Genomic DNA, 20,009 nt, shown 5'->3' with positions numbered 1-20,009 from the left:
GTTATTTTACATTAACTAAATAAAAAGAATATTATAGTGGACGCCTTGATATAATTGAAGTTATTATTATTTCGTATTTTTAGGTTTTGAGAAATATTTTAATTAATATAATTAATATGTAGTTGTAGTCAAATTACTTGTTAAACGTATTAAAAAATTGATATGATTTATAAATCAAAAATTGATTATTAAGGAGAGAGTATGAAAAGGAACACGAGTCTTTATACTAAATTGTACTATTTATCAATCATATTAATAGTCATCGCAATCTTGATTGTGGCTTTAATATTTTATAATACACGAAAAAACATGAATCAATCGAATTTAGATCGATACAATAATTTTCAAGAACTTAAAACAAATACCAAAGAGCATAAGGACTGGAGAATTGTCACAAAAGAGCGTAAACATCACGATATTTTAGTCACTGCCATACATGGTGGCGGTATTGAACCAGGGACAACAGAACTTGCGCGCCGTATTTCTAATGTAGGTCACTATGATTTCTATTCATTTGAAGGGTTACGTAAGAAAAATAATGATCAACTTCACATTACATCTACGAATTATGATGAACCTAAATTACATCAAATGTTAAAAACTGCTGAGCAAACTGTTTCAATACATGGTTTTTCAGGGGATGACCCTATCGTTTTTGTTGGTGGTAAAGATAAAAAAATGGCCAAATCTATAGCCAAATCACTTCGACATAAAGGATTTACTGTTAAAGAAAGCCCAAATGAGATTGATGCCAAATCGTCTAAAAACTTTGTCAATGAGAATGAAAATGACTCAGGTGTGCAATTAGAATTAACCACAAAACAAAGAGAACAGTTTTTCAAAAATCATAAGCTAAGTAGAAAAGTTCGTTCTAATCCTGATAATTATACAAAAACGTTCTATAAATTTGCGAATGCCGTTCAAGATGGTGTCAAAAAAGCAAAAGAGTCATAATTTTGTCAGTAATTGAATGCGTAATTCGTTTTGTAAGTTGAAAATATAGGGTAAAAGATATTTAGTGTAATATTGGGGAGGAAAATAATATGGACGAACTAACTAAAGAACAAAAATATACCATCGCAAAATTTTATAAATTATACATGGAACGTTCTAATGATGGACAAACTGAACAAGAAGCCAATCATTTTAAGGATTCTATAACGACTCAAGATGATTATTTTTGTGATCGAAATTACGATGACTTTGTTGAAAATTTAAAAGTTCTAATTGAACACGGTTATATTGATGGTCAAATTGAAGATAACCAAATCAACGATATCAAAATGACAACAAAAGCATTTACTGATATTGAAAAAAGTTTTGGCTAATACAATTCATCTATCATTAAGTCAATATATGTTCGATTTGTTTGGAAATGAATTTCTCTATAGGAGGTATAAAGAACGTGGCAGAATGGAAAATTAACAATCATTCAAAAAGACAATTTGCAATCCAACGAAATGACAATGAAATTTCTATTGTTGAACCACAAAATAACGGAAGTTTTAAAATACTAGCTGAAATCGACACACATAATCAAATTACCCATGTACATGATCCCCTACTATATGTGTCAGCTGATACTCATAATGCAGAATTAAATATCTTTGATCATTCATAAGTGTTGTCTAAATATAGAAAACAAAAATTTAATAGCACACATTGAACAATACACAATATTTTTGATTTCACATCTTTTCTAATACTCATATCATTTTCAAATTTAAATCTTTTGTAATTTTAAGTTCCATTCAACTATATAAAATATATAACTTGAAGTTTAATTTTCCTTTTCTAATTATCAATATAATAAAGTGGTAAAAGGCTTATATTTATGGTAATCTAAATTTGTTAAACTTTGTGAGTGTTTAACATTACTTCTTGTTAGCGTCAACTTAACTTTAATTTTCGTCATTATTAAAGTTATCGTTGGCGTTTTTTTTAATTATAATAAAATACTTTGAATTATCATTACATTTCTTTATACAAATTAATAAAAATATTCACAATTTTAAAAAAAGAAAAAGATGTAAAATAACAATAATATGTAGTAAACTTAAGATAATTAAGAATCTTAGGAGGATTATATGAAAAAATTATTTTGGTTGGTTCTATGTAGTTTTTTAGTTTTAGGTGCATGTAGTCAAAGTGATCATGATTCAAAACAAGATGAAAAGAAATCAACACAAAAAGATAAAAAAGACTCTAAGAGTAGTAATGATGATACAGTCAAAAAAGTGAAGGATAGTGCTAAAAAGAAAGACAATCCTAAATCTCAAGATGACAAAGGAAATAAAGAACGCGTAGATGGTGATAAAGCAAATTAATCATCGTACTTAAAAATCTCAGCTTAGATGTTAACTACATTTAAGCTGTTTTTTCAAACACTTAAGCAAAATCCAACAAAATTGTACTTAATTGTATTAAACTCTATTTAATATCAATTTTGTACTTTAATAGATAGCCAATTGTTATTTTTGCGCAAACCATGTTGTAACATCTTTATGATAGTAATCCTTATTCATATACATAACTGAGGAAAGGATGTGATTAACATGAGAGACACAAAATTTAGCCAGGAAGAACTAGAAACAATTCAACGTTTCTATAATTCAAGAAGACGTACAGTTTGCTGTTCAAATCCTAAACTTACATTTTCAGAAGATGTGTTCTTTATTCCTACAGCAGCAAATCAATCTAACGGCATCGAAGCTTTCGCTACGTATTGCGAAAACTGTGGACAAACTAAAATTTTTAATCTTAATGTTATGCATAACGCAAAATTTTAAATTAAAATCTATTAAGTATTAACATTGATTGATAGTTTTTTGTTTTATATATTATATTTATACTAAACACTCCTAATTTCATTAATGAACTGGGAGTGTTTTTCATATTTAAATAATTCTAATTAAATAATGGCATAAAAAAAGCAACCATAACGGTTGCTTTGAAAATGTTATTACATTTTTACGACATTAGCTGCTTGTTCTCCACGATCGCCTTCAACGATGTCGAATTCAACTTTTTGTCCTTCTTCTAATGATTTGTATCCTTCTTCAGCGATTGCTGAGAAATGTACGAATACGTCGCTTCCATCTTCTCTTTCGATGAAACCAAAACCTTTTTCTGAATTAAACCATTTAACTGTACCGTTATTCATATAGAATACCTCCGCGTGCTTTTGCACTAAATATTTGTAACAAATTTCATTGAATCAAAAGGAGTGTATTCTTATAAATAACTCTCAATTAACTTCACGTACTTGATTACTTAATTACAACTATACGCTTATTTTGAGAAAAGTAAAGCCTTTTTAGTAAATTCTTTTAAATTTATTTTATTTTCAAAAATTGTGAACTGCTATTTGTATTAAAATCAGCTTTAAATTAATCTAATACATAGAATTTATAAATGTGATTTATTTTATATGCAAAATAGTTTCTAAGTAAGATTTCTTCTAATACAAAGAGAGGATTTGATTACTTTGCATTGAACATTTCGTTTAATATATTAATACCTTGGTCATATACTGATTCCATTTCATATACATATGGGTGAATATCATCCATATTTACATTTTCACTAATTAAGCATTCCCTAGCTAATAAATAAAACGTTCTCATAGGAGCAATAAATTCAATATTTAAATTAATATAATCATCATGAATATGACAATAAAAACTGAGATTGACTAATAAATGATCCACCTCATTCAATAAAATCATTTTTTCATCATTGACATTGCACGACGAATTTTTAAGTAAGATTTCATATAAATTCGTAAGTTTCAAATAAAGATTTGTCATATTTCCCTTTAAAAAGCGGAACTCTTTATTTTTATCCATTAGATTTCCACCTACTCATTTATTGTCATGTTTTTATAATTCTGAGCAAAGATTTTTAATATCTATGCTTCTTCGTATTGTTTAAAATATGCTTCATCTAAATGATTGAGATGGATATTCTCTATTTGCAATGTGACATGTCTTAATCCATATTTATCTTTCAGTAATTTAGAAACTTTATTTATTGTTTCATATGGAGACTTAATATATTCATCACTAAGTACAACATGCGCACTTAAAGAACTATGATTGGTTGTAATGCTCCATAAATGGAATTCATGAACATCAATGACACCTTCTACTGATCTCATATCTTCAATAATGATATCTGTGTTGAAACCGTCAGGCACACGTTCCATTAATACTTTCCATGCATTTTTAATAATTTTAAATCCACCATTAAATATAATTAATGAAATAATAAGACTAATAATCGGGTCAATCATATTCCATCCCGTTAAATAAATGAGTACTACTGCTACAATGACACCTACAGAGTTTAATAAATCACCAAAAAAGTGCCATAATGCGCTTTGTATATTAATATTATCTTCTTTTCTTAAAGACGCTACTAAAATCAATGTCAAAACAACATTAACGACTAACCCTAAAATAGCTATGACAACCATAAGACCACTTTCTACAGGTCTTGGATGAATAATTCTCATAATCCCCTCATACATAATACCTAGTGAAATTACTATAAGAGCCAAACCATTTAAAAAGGCCACTATAATTTCTAATCTCATAAAACCGTAAGTATAATTCTTAGTAGGTGCTTTACTTGCAAAATATATTGCTACCATGGAAAGTGCTAAAGCAAGCACATCACTCAACATATGAAATGAATCTGATAACAATGCAAGCGAATTAGATACGATCCCTCCTACAAATTCTACTATTGTAAAAAAGAGCGTGATAATTAAAGATAACCATAATGTTGTCTTAGAACTATTTTGAAATTTACGATGTTCAACATGATGAAAATATTTTGTTTGATTATTCATAGATAGTCTCCTTCGATAGAAACACAACAATCTTATCCAGTTTCTTAAGTAATATTTTAATCATTATTTTTTTCCTTCTTATTTTGGCTAAAGAGGTTGAGTATGATAAACACAAATACTGGGAAGAAGATAATGAAAAAGGTCATATCAATTCTCCTTTTGTTAGAATGCAACTCATTAAAATTATTTATTTCATTCTTTCAACTTTATAGTACCAATTGTTCTATATCAATTCAAAATTACACGAATAACTTTATAGTTTCTATTTATATATCAGATAAAATTGTCTTATATAACAAATTAGTGTCTATACAATCTATTGTCATTTTAAAATTGATAAAAAGTAATTTAAGTTATCAACCTTTATAACTAAAAGTGATTACTAAAAACCCTGTCATAACAGTATTATTAATATATATGTAAATTACAAATAAAGGAGCTATGTTGAATGGAAGAAAACTATAATGAAGAACAGCAAAGAAAACAATGGGAACAATTCCAAGAGTTTCAAAGACAACAGGAAAAGCAAAAGTATGCAAAGTCTAAATCTAAGAAACCATGGATTTGGGTTGGTGTAGGTTGTCTCGTTTTCTTTATTTTAATTATTATTGGCATTGTTGCATTAACCTTTGGTATGAATGGTGGATTCAAACATCATGCTACCGGTACAAAAAATTATAAAATCGGTGATACCATTAAAAACGGTGATTTAGAAGTTAAAGTTAAATCAATTGAAAATACTAAAGCCGTTGGTCCTTCAATTGCACCTACTAATGCGAAAGATACATTTGTTGTCGCAGATGTTTCAATTAAGAATAAGGGAGACAAAGCATTAACAATCGATAGTCAAATGTTTAAATTAAAATCTGGAGATAAATCATTTGAAGCAGATGCCACTGGTTCAGTATCTGCTAACCAAAGTGATGACGGAAGTATCACTAATTCATTTTTCTTAGAACAAATTAATCCTGACAGTACTGCTGAAGGAAAAGTTGTCTTCGATGTTTCTGAAAAAGTTGCTAATACTAAAGATAAAAAACTAGAAATCACATCTAGCTTATTCAGTGCTAAAAGTATAACTGTAGATCTGTCTGATGCTAAAACATCTACAAAAGATAACAAAGATGATGATACTAATAACAACGAAAGTGATTCATCTGCCACATCAGGTTCAGCGGATGACACTTCATCAAGTAATACCGGTAATTCAACTTCATCATCTGCATCACCTTCATCAAACACTGGCAGTCATCAAGACGCTAGTAGTAGTTCGTCAAAAGCAACACCATCTAAAGAAGATTCATCATCTTCAGCACCGAAAGAAAGTGAACCTCAAGAGTCAAAATCAGCTGTACCAAATAGTGAAAACACACCAAAATCATCTAATGACGTTACATCAAATAGCGCGCCTTCAAGTGCACCTAGTGACAGTAGTTCAGAGTCAGAATAAAATATTAACATCGTGATCACATTAAAAGATAAATACGTACCAAATCAATGCCACTCATTTTCGGGGTGGCATTTTTATATTTTGAAATATTGCCCTGATATGATATCACTTTAAATTTGATATCGCTATACGTTAGAATGACACCACAATGTTATTAACACATTGTAGCCAAATAATATAAATGAAGGAGATTGAGACATGAAGAAACCCTTTTTTATTTTATTATCAAGTTGTTTAATTTTAGGCGCTTGTGGCAACCAAGATTCTGAACAAAAAGATGAACATAAAAAAACTGAACATAAAAAATCAAATGACTCAAAAAAAGACAAAGAGAACTCTAAAAATAAGCGATCTAATGACCCTAAGAAAGATAATATCAAAGATTACGACGAAGAAAAGAAAGATTCAAAAAAAGATAAGGATAAAAAGAAAGATAAAACTAAAAAGCAATCTTCATCTCAAAGCAAGCCTAAGCAAAATAAACAGACACCTACTCAAAATAACGGGCAAAATGCACAACAAGGAAGTCAATCCCAACAGTCTAATGGTCAAAATCAACAACAATCACAATATCAGCAACCACAACAATCTAATGGCCAAAATCAACAACAATCGCAATCTCAACAACCGCAACAATCCACTGGACAGAATATACAACAATCACAATCTAGTGGTCAGAACACAATGCCCGCTTCAAATTAACTTTGGTTAAAACATAGTAATCCGAACTAACTATATAATATTGAAACTATGATTCAAGTCCCGCTTTCCTAACATGTTAGGAGCGGGATTTTTAATTTTTCTAAAATATAAATAATAGTATAAAAATAACCCACAATTCTAAGCATTGCAGGTTGAGTCGTACACTCTAATTCTATTTTTTTATCAATAAATCTTTAATCCTTTAATGATTTTAAACCGCTTTTTATATCTCTGAATAAATCGCTAGATCCTAACAAATTAGAAATCGTTGTCATGATAAAAGCTATTATTTTACCTATCAAATCCATACATATGACCTCCATAGGCTTTTAATAATATTTACCACGAAATAATAGTAATGTAACATAAAACAATCCTATTCTAATTTAAAACGAAATTACATAACATTATGCAATATTAAATAAGGTGTCCTTTCATTTTCAAAGGACACCTTATTTTTTACTTTTTACCAAAGCTTCGAATATTTCTTATTACTTTACTTACCCGACGCCACCACAAATTATGTCTTTCTTTCACCTTACTTAAAGTAATCATATCTTCCTCTAAGATAACAAAATCAAGATTTGCATTTTCTTTCATATGAACAGGATTGGTACTTCTTGGAAGTGGTAAAACACCAATTTGCAAGTCATATCGAATAGATAATTGTGGTACAGATACGCCATATTTATCAGCAACGCGTTTAACAACCGGATCGTTTATCAGTTTGCCTGTGGCATTAGGTGAATAAGCCATAATCAAAATATCATGCTTTTCACAGTATTCCATAATATCCCTAGGTGTAAGTCCAATATGTACTTCAACTTGATTAACTGCAGGTTTAATCTTCCCGTTCTTCAGAATATTTTCTAAGTCTGCTATTTCAAAGTTAGAAACACCAATAGAACGAATCTTACCTTCTTCTACCGCTTCTTCCATTGCTTTCCATACTGCAAGATTTTCATCAAAATATGGCTTAGGACTACCTACAAGAAGTTCTCTCCAAGGTTTCGGCGAATGAATTAATACTTGATCAATTACTCCAATATCCAATCTTTCAATAGAATTCTCAATACAAGCTTTAGCGCCTTCATAGGTTTTTACCTCTGGCGGAATCTTTGTAGTGACAAAAATATCTTCTCTTGGAATACTAGATTCACGAATTGCCTTACCTACACCTTCTTCATTTTCATAATGAATAGCAGTATCAATATGACGATAGCCTATTTCAAGTGCCTCTTTCACTGCTAATATCACATTTTCATTAGAAATTTGCCATGTTCCAAAAGCAATTTTTGGCACTTCTAATTGGTTATTTAGTGTATATTTTTCTTGTAATACCATAAATATCTTCCTCCTTGATTTGTCTCGTTTCATTTCTGTATTTTCTTTGTATTAATGCTATATTTCAATGTCGCATTGATAGAGAGAAAGAATCTGTCACTAATTTTTCAACTAAATGGTATTCTTCATTTCACCAAACAACTGATTTATAACTACTGTATCCCACCTATTAAATAACGTAGTGCCTCCATTGCCTCTTCTTTATCCATCTGATTTTTGCGAATAAAACTCCAGTCCAAAATCATATGAATGGTGTTGGCATAATGTTCTGACATCTGATCATATGATAATTGATACTTTTTAGAAGGTGGACAAGTTACTAGAATAGTATAAATCTGTTGCCTAATATATTTTCTTAACGATTCAGCAAATCGGCCATCATTAGTATTATGTGTCATAATTTTTTCAATATTATCTCTGTATCCATTTAAATAGTCGTAACAACGCTCAAATAGTATATAAGGTCTTTTTTCTGGCGTAAGTGAATCATAATTGTCAACGACCATATCACTAGCTATTCTTTGCCAACAATAATTTAAAAGATCATTAATATCATCAATATAATTATAAAAGGTTGCTCTTGGATAGTTGGCTTTCTCACACAACTCATTAATAGTAATTTTCTCCAATGGTTTAGTTTTCAATGTCCAAAAGAGTATTTTAGCAAATTCTTTTAATGTTCGTTCTGCAAACTTAGTCATCTTTTTATTTGTATCGTATTTCATTTATTCAAGTACTTCCCTTTTTATAATCGTCTGATATCTATTTGTATGATACCGTCTACCATATAGTAATACAAGCACCATATTGTTGAATTCGTCTATCCTTTTGCAGATTTTAAAATATGTCTATCTATGTGTTTTCATAAAAATTTTCTACAAAACAATAAAAAAGCTACCATTGAAGGTAACTTTTCAATAATAATATAAGTTCTATTTTAAATATGATAAATATATTGCTATTACCACTAATACTAATGCAATTGCACCATGTCCAAACATATTAATTTTAATTTGCGTTTTATTCAAACTCTGTCCCCTATTCATACGCTTATAATTTAATTGATATAAAAATGTCCAAAACGTTGCATATATTAATATAAATAATAATCCTAAAATTATTGCCACATATATACTAATAATAATCATCCTTCATATTATGATGTGATATTACATTCAATAAACAATATAAGAGCTCACCTATTTTGCTTGGCGTTAATAATAATAGACGCTATTCCTAAACAAAATAAATAGAAAACCATCAAATAAATAGCCATATTATCCGTCTCGATATAAAATTTAAACAGAATAAATGATAATAACGCGACTATGAAATAAACAGGAATAAAAGATTTTTTCCAAAATAATGAATCTTTCATAAAATCCCCCTCTTATACATAGTATTAATTTTCAGATGAATCACCCATTAATTGATATATAACATATACCACAACCACAATAATCGTAAGCAAGTCAAACGAATGTATAAATGCATCGCCAAATGAATGATCTAACCAAAAGAAACGAATTAAGAATAACAAAATTGATTGAAATAAAATAGCAAAGAAAATATTAATTATGGATTTAGCTAATATAAAATTATAAACAATATATATCATTCCTAATATGGTAACAGTCCACATTAATATATGAGGTAGCATCTAATCATCCTTTAATAAGCGTTATAACAAAGTCATAATAATGAATTATTTAGCTCAATGCTATACGAATTCAATTATTTTTATTAAATTGAGCATGAATATAAATTAATAAAATACCAATCAATATAAACATCAAATGTCCTATTACACTAAAAATTTTAGATTGGTTCAGATTTAATAAATGGAAAATAATTGGTTGCAATATGATTAATAATAATAGGTACAAACCTAATTTAATTGAAGTAAAATACTTTGCCATATTAGCACCCTCTTTTATTAAAACATTAACAAACTTTAGTTGTTCCGTCATCAAAGTGATGAAGTTAAATTATTCAATGATATTTTTAATATTTCATAACCATTAATATAAATGGTCCCTTTATAACACTTATGTATTAGAATTGGACACTTAAGAAATCCACAACAACTCTATATGAAATACTCTAAACTGAAAATATAGTCCAATTATTAGATAAAACTATATATTTAGGAGTGAATAATCGTGTTCGAAAATAAAGATGATATTACATTACTTTATCAAGCTATTTCAGAACTAGCTGAAATCATAGGTCATCATCCCTACAACACAAAATCAATTAGTCTTTTATGTTTGGATTTAGGTATAACACTCGAAGAATATCAAAAAGTACTGATAGCATTCTTAAAATTAGCACATAGTAAAAATACAGAAGAAATGGAAATAAATGATTTTAAAAAGATATTAATTCAGTATATTGAAAAATATGATGACCTTACAGATTCTCAAACATTACGATTTATTGAAGGCTATGCACGTAACTATATTCCCGAACTACTGCCATACGCTGAGAAACTTTATCATGAAATACGCGTATAACTAAATGAAGTTGATTGGTGCAATACACTATTTGTGAATCAAATCAAAAAAGCTCACAACCACATGGGTTGCAGGCTATATAATGGAGACGGCGAGAGTTCATTAATACATTTATCTATTCTTATAGAAATCGCTATAGGTATTGTCATAGCAAAGTTTAAGTTGTCTGCTTAGTTGTGTGTAAAATGTCAAAATTGAAAAAACACAAGAAATTTGGGGCAAAGAATAGCATTATCTTTATATCAAATTTACAGTTCTGAATATAATTTATTAATATAATCAATTAATGACTGTTCGTTCCTAAAGTATACGTTACTTATATATTTATTAAGGTCGTTAATACATTTTATATTCAGTAAGAAAAGAAGAGCAGTCATCAGACTGCTCTATTTTTATTTATTTTATGATACTATTTATTAATTCAACATATAACTCACTATTTTTATAACCCTCTAATATATCATTTACTTGTCTCATTGGAATTTCTGGTACTTCTCTAATGTTTTCCAATTTTGTTTTGAATTGTTTTTTTGTTACTTGCTCTTTATTAGTAGCCAATTGGAACAAGTAAGAATCTAACATATTAATTTCTTTATATGAATACATATATCTTAATAACATTAAATCTCTAGTTTTTAAGTTTGGCGCTAGTTCTTCTTGTAATTGTTCTATTGATTGTTTCATTAATAACAATCTTGTTTCTAATTCTTCATTATTCATTTTATCACACTCTTTTTATATTAATGCTTGACCAACTTGAGAAACCCAAAATCCTATGCTTCTTACAGTAGAATCTTTAATACCGGTTCCCATCAAAGCTTGCGAAACTTGTCCTTGTACATTTCCCCATGTAGCTTCTTCTTGTTTTAATACATTATTCAATACAGGATTTACATATTTATCCCATCTTTTTTCCAATGATTTTCCGGCACGAGGACTGATTTCTTTTACACCATTAAACACAGCTTTTTTATTTTTAATCATAGCTTTTATGACTTTTTTAACAGCGTAAGATCCACCAACTCTTTCAGATGTGCCTTCTTTTAAATTAGATGGTAAGTTATCAATAGTTTTTTGGCTAGTTCTTTCTGGATTTTTAAAAAATTCATCTAATATTTTATCATCTGTATTTGATTTTTCAGTAATTTGCTTAATATTTGTATTATCGTTATTTTGGGTAGTATCTTGCACACTTGCTATAGGTGTCGCAGTTGAAAGGAATAAAGCGCTCATTATCAATGTTCCAAGTATTTTACTCATTTACAATATTAAAATTCATTTGCTTTATATTTACTCCCAATCACAAAATTATATTCCCATAATCAACATAGCATTCTAAACAATAAATTCAAGTTTGGATAATTAAAGTTTTTGTAAATTGAAATTTACTGTCGGAGTTTAATGCAAAATCAACACTTAAACATTATAAAGATACACTTTCACATTCTTATTAACCCGAATTTTATATTCAAGTAATATAAATTAAAGGAGGAATAACATTGTTAAAATTGTAATTATTTTCTTATTTATTATTTCTCTTTATTCTGTAGATCTTTCTTTTAAATTACATTAATAATAGATCAAACTAGAGCTTTTACAAAAATGAAAATAATTTAAGGAATAAATACAAATAATATGACAGGTAATATTATTTTAAAGAGAAATATACTAAAAAGATTAATCTCTATTCAAATATGGTGATGAAGAATCATTTATACATAAATTAATTAGAATACATACTAAATTAGAAAAGCTACCAATCACGGTAGCTTTTCTAATATTTCCTCATATATCTGTTTTACTCTTTCACTACTTAATTTAAATATTTTTACAACTCTTTTAAATCACTATCATTCTTTTCATCGTCTTGACCAATGCTATCAATAAAAACTGGTGTCGCCATATTCATATCTATTTTATCAGTAAAGATACTAAGATAACGCCCAAGTAGGTCACGGGCTTTCAAACGACTACTCGCTTTTATAGGTACCTCAACTAATTCCACATGTTCGTTATATACGAGGTTCATGTGTCCTGTGTCGGGGTTCTTTTCAAATGAACTTTTCTTAACTACAACTTCTTTCACTTCAGTTTCCTCACTCACTGCTGAACGTGATAGCAAGTATAGTGTTTCTTTCGCAGTTAAAATGGTATCGTCTATAATCTCATCTTTCTTGCTTTGAATATAGTCTTTTACTTTCTCATTGCGCAGTACTTTACTATCTGTTACGTGTATACTATTTGAGCTATAACCGGCATTTATAGCGCTTTGAGTGCATTTCTACTCATTCTTAAAACTCTCTTTTCTACTTGTTTATTCGTCCTAATAATCACTTCGTCTCTCAATACATATATTTAAGTCCCTTATTTTAGCTTCATCGAATATTTACTACTAACCACATTACATACAATAAAAGCCCACAACCACATGGGTTGCAGGCTATATAATGGAGACGGCGGGATTTGAACCCGCGTCCAGGGGTCCTGATACATATCTTTCTACGTGTGTAGTTTATCATTGAGTTTCGCATAATGAGAGGTGATAAACAACCAACATTATGCTAGTTTGATTGGTTTTCATCTAAACAGACTTCAAACGGCAGTGTTTAGCATATCCTACTTAGGTTGAATCGCGTTAACAGCACATAGGAGATGCTGTTAGGCGATGCAGAGTGCTATTACGCAGCTACTGCGAAATTATTGTTTGATTTGCCAGTTATTATAAACTGAGTGTGTTAGTGACGGAGACAACCCTCCGACACGCTTAATAAGCTCTGGGGACCCCTGTCGAATCCATAAACGTCCCCGTAATAAAATGTACTTTGTAGAAATCAAACAGGCCGTTAACAATAATATTATCATTGTCACTCAAACTTGATAAACAATGTCTAAGTCACCTAACATATAATATTCTTACTTGACCACTTTTCTAACAAAGCACTTATTAATATATCAAATGTAGCCCGTGTAAGCAATAGTATTGCTTAATAACGGGCTTTTACTGCGCGATCCATATCACGTTTGACTGCTTTTTCTTTTAAAGCTTGTCGTTTGTCATATTTTTTCTTACCGCGAGCAATACCTAATAATACTTTGCATTGACCATGCTTTAAGTACAATTTTAGCGGAATAATAGAATATCCAATTTCTCGTGTGCGGTCACCTAATTTAATAATTTCTCTTTTATGAAGGAGCAATTTACGTGATCGTAATGGATCATGGTTAAATCGGTTACCTTCTTCATATGGTGCTATATGCATATTATTTAAATAGATTTCACCGCGTTTTACTTGGGCATAGCTATCTTTAAGATTGGCACTACCTCTACGTATAGATTTAATTTCTGTACCTTGTAACACAATCCCCGCTTCAATCGTATCTTCTATATTATAATCATGTCTTGCTTTACGGTTTTCAGCTAATGTGCCTGGTGATTTTTTCTTAGCCATTCTGTCTCACCTCTTTGCTGCTTATTTTTTCTTTTTACGTGATTTTTTCTTAACGCTTTTATCTTTATAGAATGGTTTATGCTTCGTGTTGCCTTTTTTATCTTGTTGGCGTGCATTTTTACCTTTACGTTGTTTACGCTTATTTTTGCCATTTCCTTTATCATCAGATTTTGATTTATCTAATGATTTACCACGTGTTTTTGTTTGAATGGTCTTACCACGTGCTGGTCGTTGGCTTCTATCATTCTTAGGTAATGGCATTCCGACGATTTGGAAGTCAATCATGCGTTCGTCCACATCGACATGTGTCACTTTGACTTTGACAGCATCACCGATACGGAAAACTTTGGCTTGGCGTTCACCAATTAATGCCATTTGGCGTTCATCAAATTGATAATAATCATCAGTCATATTTGAAATATGAACCATACCTTCAATGGTATTTGGTAATTCAATGAACATACCAAAATTAGCTACAGAACTAATGATACCTTCGAATTCGTCACCAATGTGTTGAATCATATATTCAGCTTTCTTCAACTCATCTGTATCACGTTCTGCTTCAATCGCACGACGTTCCCGTTGAGATGTGTGTTCAACAAGTTCTGGTAGTTTATCTTCCCATTTATGTTGTTCCTTTTTATCCATTGAATGTTCAATAAGGTATTTACGAATTAAACGGTGCACCGTTAAATCTGGGTAACGACGTATAGGTGATGTGAAATGTGTGTAATATTCTGCAGATAGACCAAAGTGTCCTAAGTTCACATCATCATAATGCGCTTGTTGCATTGAACGTAACATCATGGTTGAGATAACCATTTGTTCTGGTCGTCCTTCAACTTCTTCTTGAATATTTTGAAGCGTTGTCGGATGAATATCTTCACCTGTCCCTTTAATCATAATGCCAAAGTTCGTAATAAAGTCAAAGAACTGTCTCAAGCGTTCTGATTTAGGTTGTTCGTGGACACGATAGATAAATGGTACTTCTAGTTTATTAAAGTGTTCAGCTACGGTTTCATTAGCCGCTAACATGAATGACTCAATTAAACGTTCACCTTCACCACGTTCACGCACTTGTACATCTGTTGGGATACCATCTTCATTAACAAGCACTTTCGCTTCGTTAATGTCGAAATCAATTTCACCACGACGTTTTCTCATATTTACTAAACGGTTAGATAAATCTTGTGCCAAGTCAAGCATTGGTGTGACTTCACTATATTGACGACGCACATCTGGATTTTGTTCAGTAATAATTTGGTTAACCGCATCATAAGTCATTCTGTAGTTAGAATGGATGACACTATCAAAAATGTCATGGTTCACTACTTCACCACGTGCATTGATTTCCATACGACAGCTTAACGTTAAACGATCAACTTTAGGATTTAATGAGCAAATACCGTTACTTAATCTATGTGGAATCATTGGAATAACTCTGTCTACTAAGTACACACTTGTAGCTCTGTCATAAGCTTCTTTATCTAAAGCTGAATCTTCAGTTACATAATAACTTACATCTGCAATACTTACCGTTAATTCCGTATTACCATTTTTTAATTTTTTAACGCTAATGGCGTCATCTAAGTCTTTAGCATCTGCGCCATCAATTGTAATGGTTAATTCGTCTCTTAAATCATGACGTCCTTCGATTTCAGAAGGCTCAATTTCATCAGGAACATCTTCAGCTTCTTTAAGTACATTATCTGGGAATTCTATTTCAATACCATGTTGATAAATGATAGATAAAATATCTACACCAGGATCGTTTTTATGGCCTAGTATTGCTGAAATGTGGCCTTCCGGGTTATCTGTACCATCAGCATATTTAGTGATTTGCACTAATACCTTATGACCATCTACTGCACCTAAGCTTTGACCCTTAGGAATAAAGATATCCTGCATAATACGTTTATCATCTGGAATGACAAAGCCGAAATGTTTCGCTTCACTATAAGTACCTACTACTTGAGTGACAGAATGTTTTTCGATGGATTTGACTTCCCCTTCTGTCTTGCCTTTAAAGTCGCCTCTACCTTTGTGAACTTCTACGATGACGGTATCTCCATCTAAGGCTCTATTGATTTTTGTGGGCGGGATGAAGATGTCATCTACACCCTCTTCTTCTGGTCTTAAGAACGCAAATCCTTTTTTATTCTGACTTAACGTTCCTCTTACTAATTTCGAGTTTGACTTACTAGATTGCTTTCGTTGATATCTATCTGTCTTCGTACGTTCAATCAAACCAGTTTGTTCTAGTTCAACAAGCACCTTTATTAAATCTCTGAATGAGTCGGCACTATTTAAATCTAACGCATCTTGAAAATCTGATACTGACATGGGTTCGTAGTCAGGTTGTTTAATCATTTCTTCGATGGATTGTTTTAAATTCATTATGCCCCTCCTTTCTAATTATCTTGTTTATTTTTATTCTGACCAATCTAATGATTCTAAAAATGCGTATATATCCTCAAAGACTTGTTCTTTTTCTTTATCGATTGTAATTACATGTCCTGAGTTCGCATACCATTTAATATCTTTATCATCAGATTCTACAGTTTCATATATATAATTTGCTGATTGAGGATCAATCATTTTGTCTTGTTCTGCTTGTACAACTAATATTGGGTCCATCACTTCATCTACTTGATCTTTAACGCCTTTCATTGTAGCACTTAATTCTTCAAGTGTTTCAGTTGGATGGAAATGTTCCATTTCTTGATCAATGGTCGCTTGATCTTTACCCTCATATTTCTTGAAATTTCTAGCATATTCTAAAAATCCGTCGTAAATTGTGCTCGATGACTTATCATCCATAGGAGCGCACATAGTTATAATACCCTTAACATCTCTGTTTAAGCTTAATTTTAAAGCAAAAACGCCACCTAATGATAATCCCGCAACTGCGATTTCATCATATCCTTGATCAACTAAATATTGATAGCCATCTAAGACATCTTTAAACCATACGTATGGACTTGATTTTAATATCTCTTCAGGTGGTGCAGCATGGCCCTCATATTGTGGCGCATAAGATGTATATCCCTTTTTCTGTAAGAAACGGCCTAATTGTCTTACATCTGAAGAATTACCTGTAAATCCATGTAATAACAATACTGCACGCTTGCCCTCTTCGAAAAAGAAAGGTTTAGGTAGTTTAATTTGCATGATGTTCATCCCTCTTCCAAAAGTATTCATAAACCATTTTTATATCAAACGACTTCCCTTTATTAGTCAATATCTCTATCATTCATTTTCTCTTTATTATAAATAAAAAAGCCCGACATGAACATCGTCGGACCTTATAAACCAAGATAACTTATGCCAATCATAAGTAAAAAGAATATTACAGATAAAATTATTGTTAATCTATGCAAGAATAAATCGACGCCACGTTGTTTTTGTTTACCAAACAACTGTTCTGCGCCGCCACTGATAGCACCTGAAAGTCCATTACTTTTTCCTTCTTGGAGTAATACAACAGTCACTAATGCAATACAATCTATAATTAATAATACGACGAAAAATGTATGCATAAAAATTGTCCTCCATTCATTATATACGAATCGAATTATAACACATATTCGTATTGTTTATCAATCTTCTATCGATTGAACGTACTTTTACGCTTAATTGATACGACTAACATATATGCTGCTAAAATAAGTGAACCAATCACTACAATTAAAATAGGTAATATGGCGATCATACTTTTAACATCTAGTATCGCTTGTACAACCATGTATAAATTGACGAGTGTAAAGAAAGCATTCGAAATATATACTGCAAACATAAACCACCATAAATAAGGATGGCGATTCCAATATGCAATGACACCTGATAAATATGCTAATAAATACATGACACCGTCAAATCTGAAACTGTTTAATACTTGATTCACTGAATTAGTCGTTGTCTTTTGACCTGCTAGTGATAACAATGTTTTAACTGTTGTAGCATCTAACACGATAAAATTATGAATGATTAACAATATGAAAAATATAAGTGAACTGATAGCTATTACATTACCTGTAACGACTTCTCTTTTTGTTGTTTCAGCCATTATCGTTCTCCTTTTACAATTGAATACTTACATTATTATACCAGTTTGTATATATAAGTTAAATCATACTTATTGATGCACTTATAAATGATCAACTACAATGACATATTAAAAACCCGTTACAGCCTCAACTCTGTAACGGGTTATGTTTCTAGGATGCACATCCTAGACTTTTAGCGTGAACTCAATAATTTTAAATATAAAACAACACTTATTTATCTAAATTGTAGAATGATTTAATACCATCAAATTTAGCAGTTTCGTATAATTCATCTTCAATACGTAATAATTGATTGTATTTAGCGATACGGTCAGTTCTTGATAATGAACCAGTTTTGATTTGACCAGCGTTTGTAGCAACAGCGATATCAGAAATTGTTGTATCTTCTGTTTCACCTGAACGGTGAGAAACTACTGCTGTGTAACCAGCTTTTTGAGCCATTTCGATCGCATCGAATGTTTCAGTTAAAGTACCGATTTGGTTAACTTTGATTAAGATTGAGTTACCAATACCTTGTTCGATACCTTTAGATAAGATTTCAGTGTTAGTTACGAATAAATCGTCGCCAACTAATTGTACTTTATCACCGATACGTTCTGTAAGTTGTTTCCAACCTTCCCAGTCGTTTTCGTCCATACCATCTTCAATAGTGATGATTGGGTATTTGTTGATTAATTGTTCTAAGTAGTCAACTTGTTCAGCTGCACTACGTTTAGCACCATGTTCACCTTCGAATTTAGTGTAATCATAAACACCATTTTCGTAGAATTCTGATGAAGCACAGTCAAATCCTAAGAATACTTCTTCACCTGGTTTGTAACCAGCTGCTTCGATAGCTTGGATAATTGTTTCTACAGCATCTTCTGTACCTTCAAATTTAGGAGCGAAACCACCTTCGTCACCTACTGCAGTTTCTAATCCACGTTTACTTAAAATTGATTTTAAGTTATGGAAGATTTCAGCGCCCCAACGTAATGATTCTTTGAATGATTCAGCACCTACTGGTAAAATCATGAACTCTTGGAATGCGATTGGTGCATCTGAGTGAGAACCACCGTTAACGATGTTCATCATTGGAACTGGTAATTGTTTACCGTTAAATCCACCTAAGTATTTGTATAAAGGTTGACCTAATAAGTCAGCTGCTGCTCTAGCTACGGCGATTGATACACCTAAAATAGCGTTAGCACCTAATTTACCTTTATTTGAAGTACCGTCTAATTGAATCATCATTTTGTCGATAGATACTTGATCTAATACTGAGAATTCACCTTCAACGATTTCTGGTGCGATGATTTCATTTACGTTTTCAACAGCTTTAGTAACACCTTTACCTAAGTAACGTGATTTGTCACCGTCACGTAATTCTACTGCTTCGTGTTCACCTGTAGAAGCACCTGATGGTACTAATGCACGGCCGAATGCGCCACTTTCAGTTAATACTTCTACCTCAACTGTTGGGTTACCACGTGAGTCTAAGACTTCGCGAGCGTAAACATCTGTAATAATTGGCATGTTTAATTTCTCCTTTAAATATATGATTTAAAGCTATTATAGCTTTATTTATTTAATTAATAAAATGATAATACATGTTGTTAACGAAAAGTTAACAAACAAGGGAACTTA

24 protein-coding genes, 1 other RNA gene and 1 pseudogene are annotated in these 20,009 nt (G+C 30.9%); 8 read left to right on the top strand and 18 right to left on the bottom strand.

Translation table 11 applies throughout. The features are described from left to right. Nucleotides 1-201 precede the first annotated feature (201 nt). The 5 genes from ACJQQZ_RS01490 (at nucleotide 202) to ACJQQZ_RS01470 (ending at nucleotide 2,789) form a co-directional block, all read left to right on the top strand. Nucleotides 202-954, top strand: a complete 753-nt coding sequence (locus tag ACJQQZ_RS01490; RefSeq protein WP_049424894.1) for a poly-gamma-glutamate hydrolase family protein — start codon at nucleotides 202-204, stop codon at nucleotides 952-954. Nucleotides 955-1,043: 89 nt separating this feature from the next. Then, nucleotides 1,044-1,328 (top strand): hypothetical protein, encoded by a 285-nt coding sequence (locus tag ACJQQZ_RS01485; RefSeq protein WP_002450872.1) that lies wholly within the window; start codon nucleotides 1,044-1,046, stop codon nucleotides 1,326-1,328. Between the two features lie 77 nt (nucleotides 1,329-1,405). Next, nucleotides 1,406-1,621 (top strand): hypothetical protein, encoded by a 216-nt coding sequence (locus ACJQQZ_RS01480; RefSeq protein WP_107532346.1) that lies wholly within the window; start codon nucleotides 1,406-1,408, stop codon nucleotides 1,619-1,621. A 466-nt stretch (nucleotides 1,622-2,087) separates the two neighbouring features. Beyond that, a complete protein-coding gene (locus tag ACJQQZ_RS01475) occupies nucleotides 2,088-2,327 on the top strand; it encodes a hypothetical protein (protein WP_002450874.1) in 240 nt (79 codons plus the stop codon). Between the two features lie 228 nt (nucleotides 2,328-2,555). After that, nucleotides 2,556-2,789: a hypothetical protein gene (locus tag ACJQQZ_RS01470; RefSeq protein WP_002450875.1), complete on the top strand. Its 234-nt coding sequence runs from the start codon at nucleotides 2,556-2,558 to the stop codon at nucleotides 2,787-2,789. A gap of 173 nt (nucleotides 2,790-2,962) precedes the next feature. On the opposite strand, the gene ACJQQZ_RS01465 is transcribed toward ACJQQZ_RS01470, so the two are convergent. The 3 genes from ACJQQZ_RS01465 to ACJQQZ_RS01455 all read right to left on the bottom strand — a co-directional run bounded on the left by ACJQQZ_RS01465 (nucleotide 2,963) and on the right by ACJQQZ_RS01455 (nucleotide 4,855). After that, nucleotides 2,963-3,163, bottom strand: coding sequence for a cold-shock protein (locus tag ACJQQZ_RS01465; RefSeq protein WP_002450876.1), 201 nt, complete (start codon nucleotides 3,161-3,163; stop codon nucleotides 2,963-2,965). Nucleotides 3,164-3,482: 319 nt separating this feature from the next. Further along, a complete protein-coding gene (locus ACJQQZ_RS01460; protein ID WP_124228474.1) occupies nucleotides 3,483-3,848 on the bottom strand; it encodes a hypothetical protein in 366 nt (121 codons plus the stop codon). A 62-nt stretch (nucleotides 3,849-3,910) separates the two neighbouring features. Beyond that, entirely contained in the window at nucleotides 3,911-4,855 is a 945-nt protein-coding gene (locus tag ACJQQZ_RS01455; protein ID WP_124228475.1) for a cation diffusion facilitator family transporter, read from the bottom strand. Nucleotides 4,856-5,303: 448 nt separating this feature from the next. On the opposite strand from ACJQQZ_RS01455, the gene ACJQQZ_RS01450 reads away from it, so the two are divergent. Both ACJQQZ_RS01450 and ACJQQZ_RS01445 read left to right on the top strand, forming a co-directional pair. Then, nucleotides 5,304-6,305, top strand: coding sequence for a DUF4352 domain-containing protein (locus ACJQQZ_RS01450; RefSeq protein WP_124228476.1), 1,002 nt, complete (start codon nucleotides 5,304-5,306; stop codon nucleotides 6,303-6,305). A 198-nt stretch (nucleotides 6,306-6,503) separates the two neighbouring features. Further along, nucleotides 6,504-7,007, top strand: a complete 504-nt coding sequence (locus ACJQQZ_RS01445) for a hypothetical protein (protein ID WP_145505697.1) — start codon at nucleotides 6,504-6,506, stop codon at nucleotides 7,005-7,007. Nucleotides 7,008-7,466: 459 nt separating this feature from the next. On the opposite strand, the gene ACJQQZ_RS01440 is transcribed toward ACJQQZ_RS01445, so the two are convergent. From ACJQQZ_RS01440 to ACJQQZ_RS01420, 5 genes are all read right to left on the bottom strand, one after another. Next, nucleotides 7,467-8,351, bottom strand: coding sequence for an aldo/keto reductase family protein (locus ACJQQZ_RS01440; RefSeq protein WP_002450883.1), 885 nt, complete (start codon nucleotides 8,349-8,351; stop codon nucleotides 7,467-7,469). 152 nt (nucleotides 8,352-8,503) lie between these two features. Next, on the bottom strand, nucleotides 8,504-9,076 hold the full coding sequence (locus ACJQQZ_RS01435; protein WP_124228478.1) for a TetR/AcrR family transcriptional regulator: 573 nt from the start codon (nucleotides 9,074-9,076) through the stop codon (nucleotides 8,504-8,506). 470 nt (nucleotides 9,077-9,546) lie between these two features. Next, a complete protein-coding gene (locus tag ACJQQZ_RS01430) occupies nucleotides 9,547-9,729 on the bottom strand; it encodes a hypothetical protein (protein ID WP_049423741.1) in 183 nt (60 codons plus the stop codon). 24 nt (nucleotides 9,730-9,753) lie between these two features. Beyond that, nucleotides 9,754-10,011, bottom strand: a complete 258-nt coding sequence (locus ACJQQZ_RS01425) for a hypothetical protein (protein WP_124228479.1) — start codon at nucleotides 10,009-10,011, stop codon at nucleotides 9,754-9,756. A 70-nt stretch (nucleotides 10,012-10,081) separates the two neighbouring features. After that, on the bottom strand, nucleotides 10,082-10,270 hold the full coding sequence (locus ACJQQZ_RS01420; RefSeq protein ID WP_124228480.1) for a hypothetical protein: 189 nt from the start codon (nucleotides 10,268-10,270) through the stop codon (nucleotides 10,082-10,084). Nucleotides 10,271-10,513: 243 nt separating this feature from the next. On the opposite strand from ACJQQZ_RS01420, the gene ACJQQZ_RS01415 reads away from it, so the two are divergent. After that, nucleotides 10,514-10,867: a hypothetical protein gene (locus ACJQQZ_RS01415; protein ID WP_002450888.1), complete on the top strand. Its 354-nt coding sequence runs from the start codon at nucleotides 10,514-10,516 to the stop codon at nucleotides 10,865-10,867. A gap of 396 nt (nucleotides 10,868-11,263) precedes the next feature. Here the strand turns inward: ACJQQZ_RS01415 and ACJQQZ_RS01410 are convergent, their stop codons facing one another. The 10 genes and pseudogenes from ACJQQZ_RS01410 to eno all read right to left on the bottom strand — a co-directional run bounded on the left by ACJQQZ_RS01410 (nucleotide 11,264) and on the right by eno (nucleotide 19,898). Further along, nucleotides 11,264-11,587 (bottom strand): hypothetical protein, encoded by a 324-nt coding sequence (locus ACJQQZ_RS01410; RefSeq protein ID WP_075778579.1) that lies wholly within the window; start codon nucleotides 11,585-11,587, stop codon nucleotides 11,264-11,266. 15 nt (nucleotides 11,588-11,602) lie between these two features. Continuing rightward, entirely contained in the window at nucleotides 11,603-12,100 is a 498-nt protein-coding gene (locus tag ACJQQZ_RS01405) for a hypothetical protein (RefSeq protein WP_185291347.1), read from the bottom strand. A 595-nt stretch (nucleotides 12,101-12,695) separates the two neighbouring features. Further along, nucleotides 12,696-13,142 (bottom strand): annotated as a pseudogene (locus tag ACJQQZ_RS01400) (terminase small subunit); the annotation flags it as partial. A gap of 170 nt (nucleotides 13,143-13,312) precedes the next feature. Continuing rightward, nucleotides 13,313-13,674: a transfer-messenger RNA gene (ssrA, locus tag ACJQQZ_RS01395) on the bottom strand. A gap of 177 nt (nucleotides 13,675-13,851) precedes the next feature. Beyond that, nucleotides 13,852-14,316: an SsrA-binding protein SmpB gene (gene smpB / locus ACJQQZ_RS01390; RefSeq protein ID WP_002466079.1), complete on the bottom strand. Its 465-nt coding sequence runs from the start codon at nucleotides 14,314-14,316 to the stop codon at nucleotides 13,852-13,854. A 21-nt stretch (nucleotides 14,317-14,337) separates the two neighbouring features. Then, the gene (rnr, locus tag ACJQQZ_RS01385) at nucleotides 14,338-16,713 is read right to left on the bottom strand and encodes a ribonuclease R (RefSeq protein ID WP_408023019.1); all 2,376 of its coding nucleotides are present in this window, start codon (nucleotides 16,711-16,713) and stop codon (nucleotides 14,338-14,340) included. A 33-nt stretch (nucleotides 16,714-16,746) separates the two neighbouring features. Next, nucleotides 16,747-17,487, bottom strand: coding sequence for an alpha/beta hydrolase (locus tag ACJQQZ_RS01380; protein WP_049423751.1), 741 nt, complete (start codon nucleotides 17,485-17,487; stop codon nucleotides 16,747-16,749). 134 nt (nucleotides 17,488-17,621) lie between these two features. Then, nucleotides 17,622-17,855: a preprotein translocase subunit SecG gene (gene secG, locus ACJQQZ_RS01375; protein WP_002450892.1), complete on the bottom strand. Its 234-nt coding sequence runs from the start codon at nucleotides 17,853-17,855 to the stop codon at nucleotides 17,622-17,624. Nucleotides 17,856-17,923: 68 nt separating this feature from the next. Then, entirely contained in the window at nucleotides 17,924-18,382 is a 459-nt protein-coding gene (locus tag ACJQQZ_RS01370; RefSeq protein WP_124228483.1) for a hypothetical protein, read from the bottom strand. Nucleotides 18,383-18,593: 211 nt separating this feature from the next. Further along, nucleotides 18,594-19,898 carry a surface-displayed alpha-enolase gene (eno, locus tag ACJQQZ_RS01365; protein WP_002450894.1) on the bottom strand — a complete coding sequence of 435 codons (1,305 nt, stop codon included), beginning with the start codon at nucleotides 19,896-19,898 and terminating at the stop codon, nucleotides 18,594-18,596. Between the last annotated feature and the right edge of the window lie 111 nt (nucleotides 19,899-20,009).

The sequence above is a fragment of the Staphylococcus sp. KUGN1 genome (genome assembly GCF_045984185.1).
GTDB classification, from domain to species: Bacteria; Bacillota; Bacilli; order Staphylococcales; family Staphylococcaceae; genus Staphylococcus; species Staphylococcus warneri_A.
Note: the sequence above shows the minus strand (reverse complement) of the source record. Positions and strands in the feature narration are given on the sequence as shown.

Excerpts from the sequence above, each read along its gene's own strand:
- ACJQQZ_RS01490 (WP_049424894.1), top strand. The coding sequence starts at position 202 with ATGAAAAGGAACACGAGTCTTTATACTAAATTGTACTATTTATCAATC.
- ACJQQZ_RS01485 (WP_002450872.1), top strand. The coding sequence starts at position 1,044 with ATGGACGAACTAACTAAAGAACAAAAATATACCATCGCAAAATTTTAT.
- ACJQQZ_RS01475 (WP_002450874.1), top strand. The coding sequence starts at position 2,088 with ATGAAAAAATTATTTTGGTTGGTTCTATGTAGTTTTTTAGTTTTAGGT.
- ACJQQZ_RS01470 (WP_002450875.1), top strand. The coding sequence starts at position 2,556 with ATGAGAGACACAAAATTTAGCCAGGAAGAACTAGAAACAATTCAACGT.
- ACJQQZ_RS01465 (WP_002450876.1), bottom strand. The coding sequence starts at position 3,163 with ATGAATAACGGTACAGTTAAATGGTTTAATTCAGAAAAAGGTTTTGGT.
- ACJQQZ_RS01460 (WP_124228474.1), bottom strand. The coding sequence starts at position 3,848 with ATGGATAAAAATAAAGAGTTCCGCTTTTTAAAGGGAAATATGACAAAT.
- ACJQQZ_RS01455 (WP_124228475.1), bottom strand. The coding sequence starts at position 4,855 with ATGAATAATCAAACAAAATATTTTCATCATGTTGAACATCGTAAATTT.
- ACJQQZ_RS01450 (WP_124228476.1), top strand. The coding sequence starts at position 5,304 with ATGGAAGAAAACTATAATGAAGAACAGCAAAGAAAACAATGGGAACAA.
- ACJQQZ_RS01445 (WP_145505697.1), top strand. The coding sequence starts at position 6,504 with ATGAAGAAACCCTTTTTTATTTTATTATCAAGTTGTTTAATTTTAGGC.
- ACJQQZ_RS01440 (WP_002450883.1), bottom strand. The coding sequence starts at position 8,351 with ATGGTATTACAAGAAAAATATACACTAAATAACCAATTAGAAGTGCCA.
- ACJQQZ_RS01435 (WP_124228478.1), bottom strand. The coding sequence starts at position 9,076 with ATGAAATACGATACAAATAAAAAGATGACTAAGTTTGCAGAACGAACA.
- ACJQQZ_RS01430 (WP_049423741.1), bottom strand. The coding sequence starts at position 9,729 with ATGAAAGATTCATTATTTTGGAAAAAATCTTTTATTCCTGTTTATTTC.
- ACJQQZ_RS01425 (WP_124228479.1), bottom strand. The coding sequence starts at position 10,011 with ATGCTACCTCATATATTAATGTGGACTGTTACCATATTAGGAATGATA.
- ACJQQZ_RS01420 (WP_124228480.1), bottom strand. The coding sequence starts at position 10,270 with ATGGCAAAGTATTTTACTTCAATTAAATTAGGTTTGTACCTATTATTA.
- ACJQQZ_RS01410 (WP_075778579.1), bottom strand. The coding sequence starts at position 11,587 with ATGAATAATGAAGAATTAGAAACAAGATTGTTATTAATGAAACAATCA.
- ACJQQZ_RS01405 (WP_185291347.1), bottom strand. The coding sequence starts at position 12,100 with ATGAGCGCTTTATTCCTTTCAACTGCGACACCTATAGCAAGTGTGCAA.
- smpB (WP_002466079.1), bottom strand. The coding sequence starts at position 14,316 with ATGGCTAAGAAAAAATCACCAGGCACATTAGCTGAAAACCGTAAAGCA.
- rnr (WP_408023019.1), bottom strand. The coding sequence starts at position 16,713 with ATGAATTTAAAACAATCCATCGAAGAAATGATTAAACAACCTGACTAC.
- ACJQQZ_RS01380 (WP_049423751.1), bottom strand. The coding sequence starts at position 17,487 with ATGCAAATTAAACTACCTAAACCTTTCTTTTTCGAAGAGGGCAAGCGT.
- secG (WP_002450892.1), bottom strand. The coding sequence starts at position 17,855 with ATGCATACATTTTTCGTCGTATTATTAATTATAGATTGTATTGCATTA.
- ACJQQZ_RS01370 (WP_124228483.1), bottom strand. The coding sequence starts at position 18,382 with ATGGCTGAAACAACAAAAAGAGAAGTCGTTACAGGTAATGTAATAGCT.
- eno (WP_002450894.1), bottom strand. The coding sequence starts at position 19,898 with ATGCCAATTATTACAGATGTTTACGCTCGCGAAGTCTTAGACTCACGT.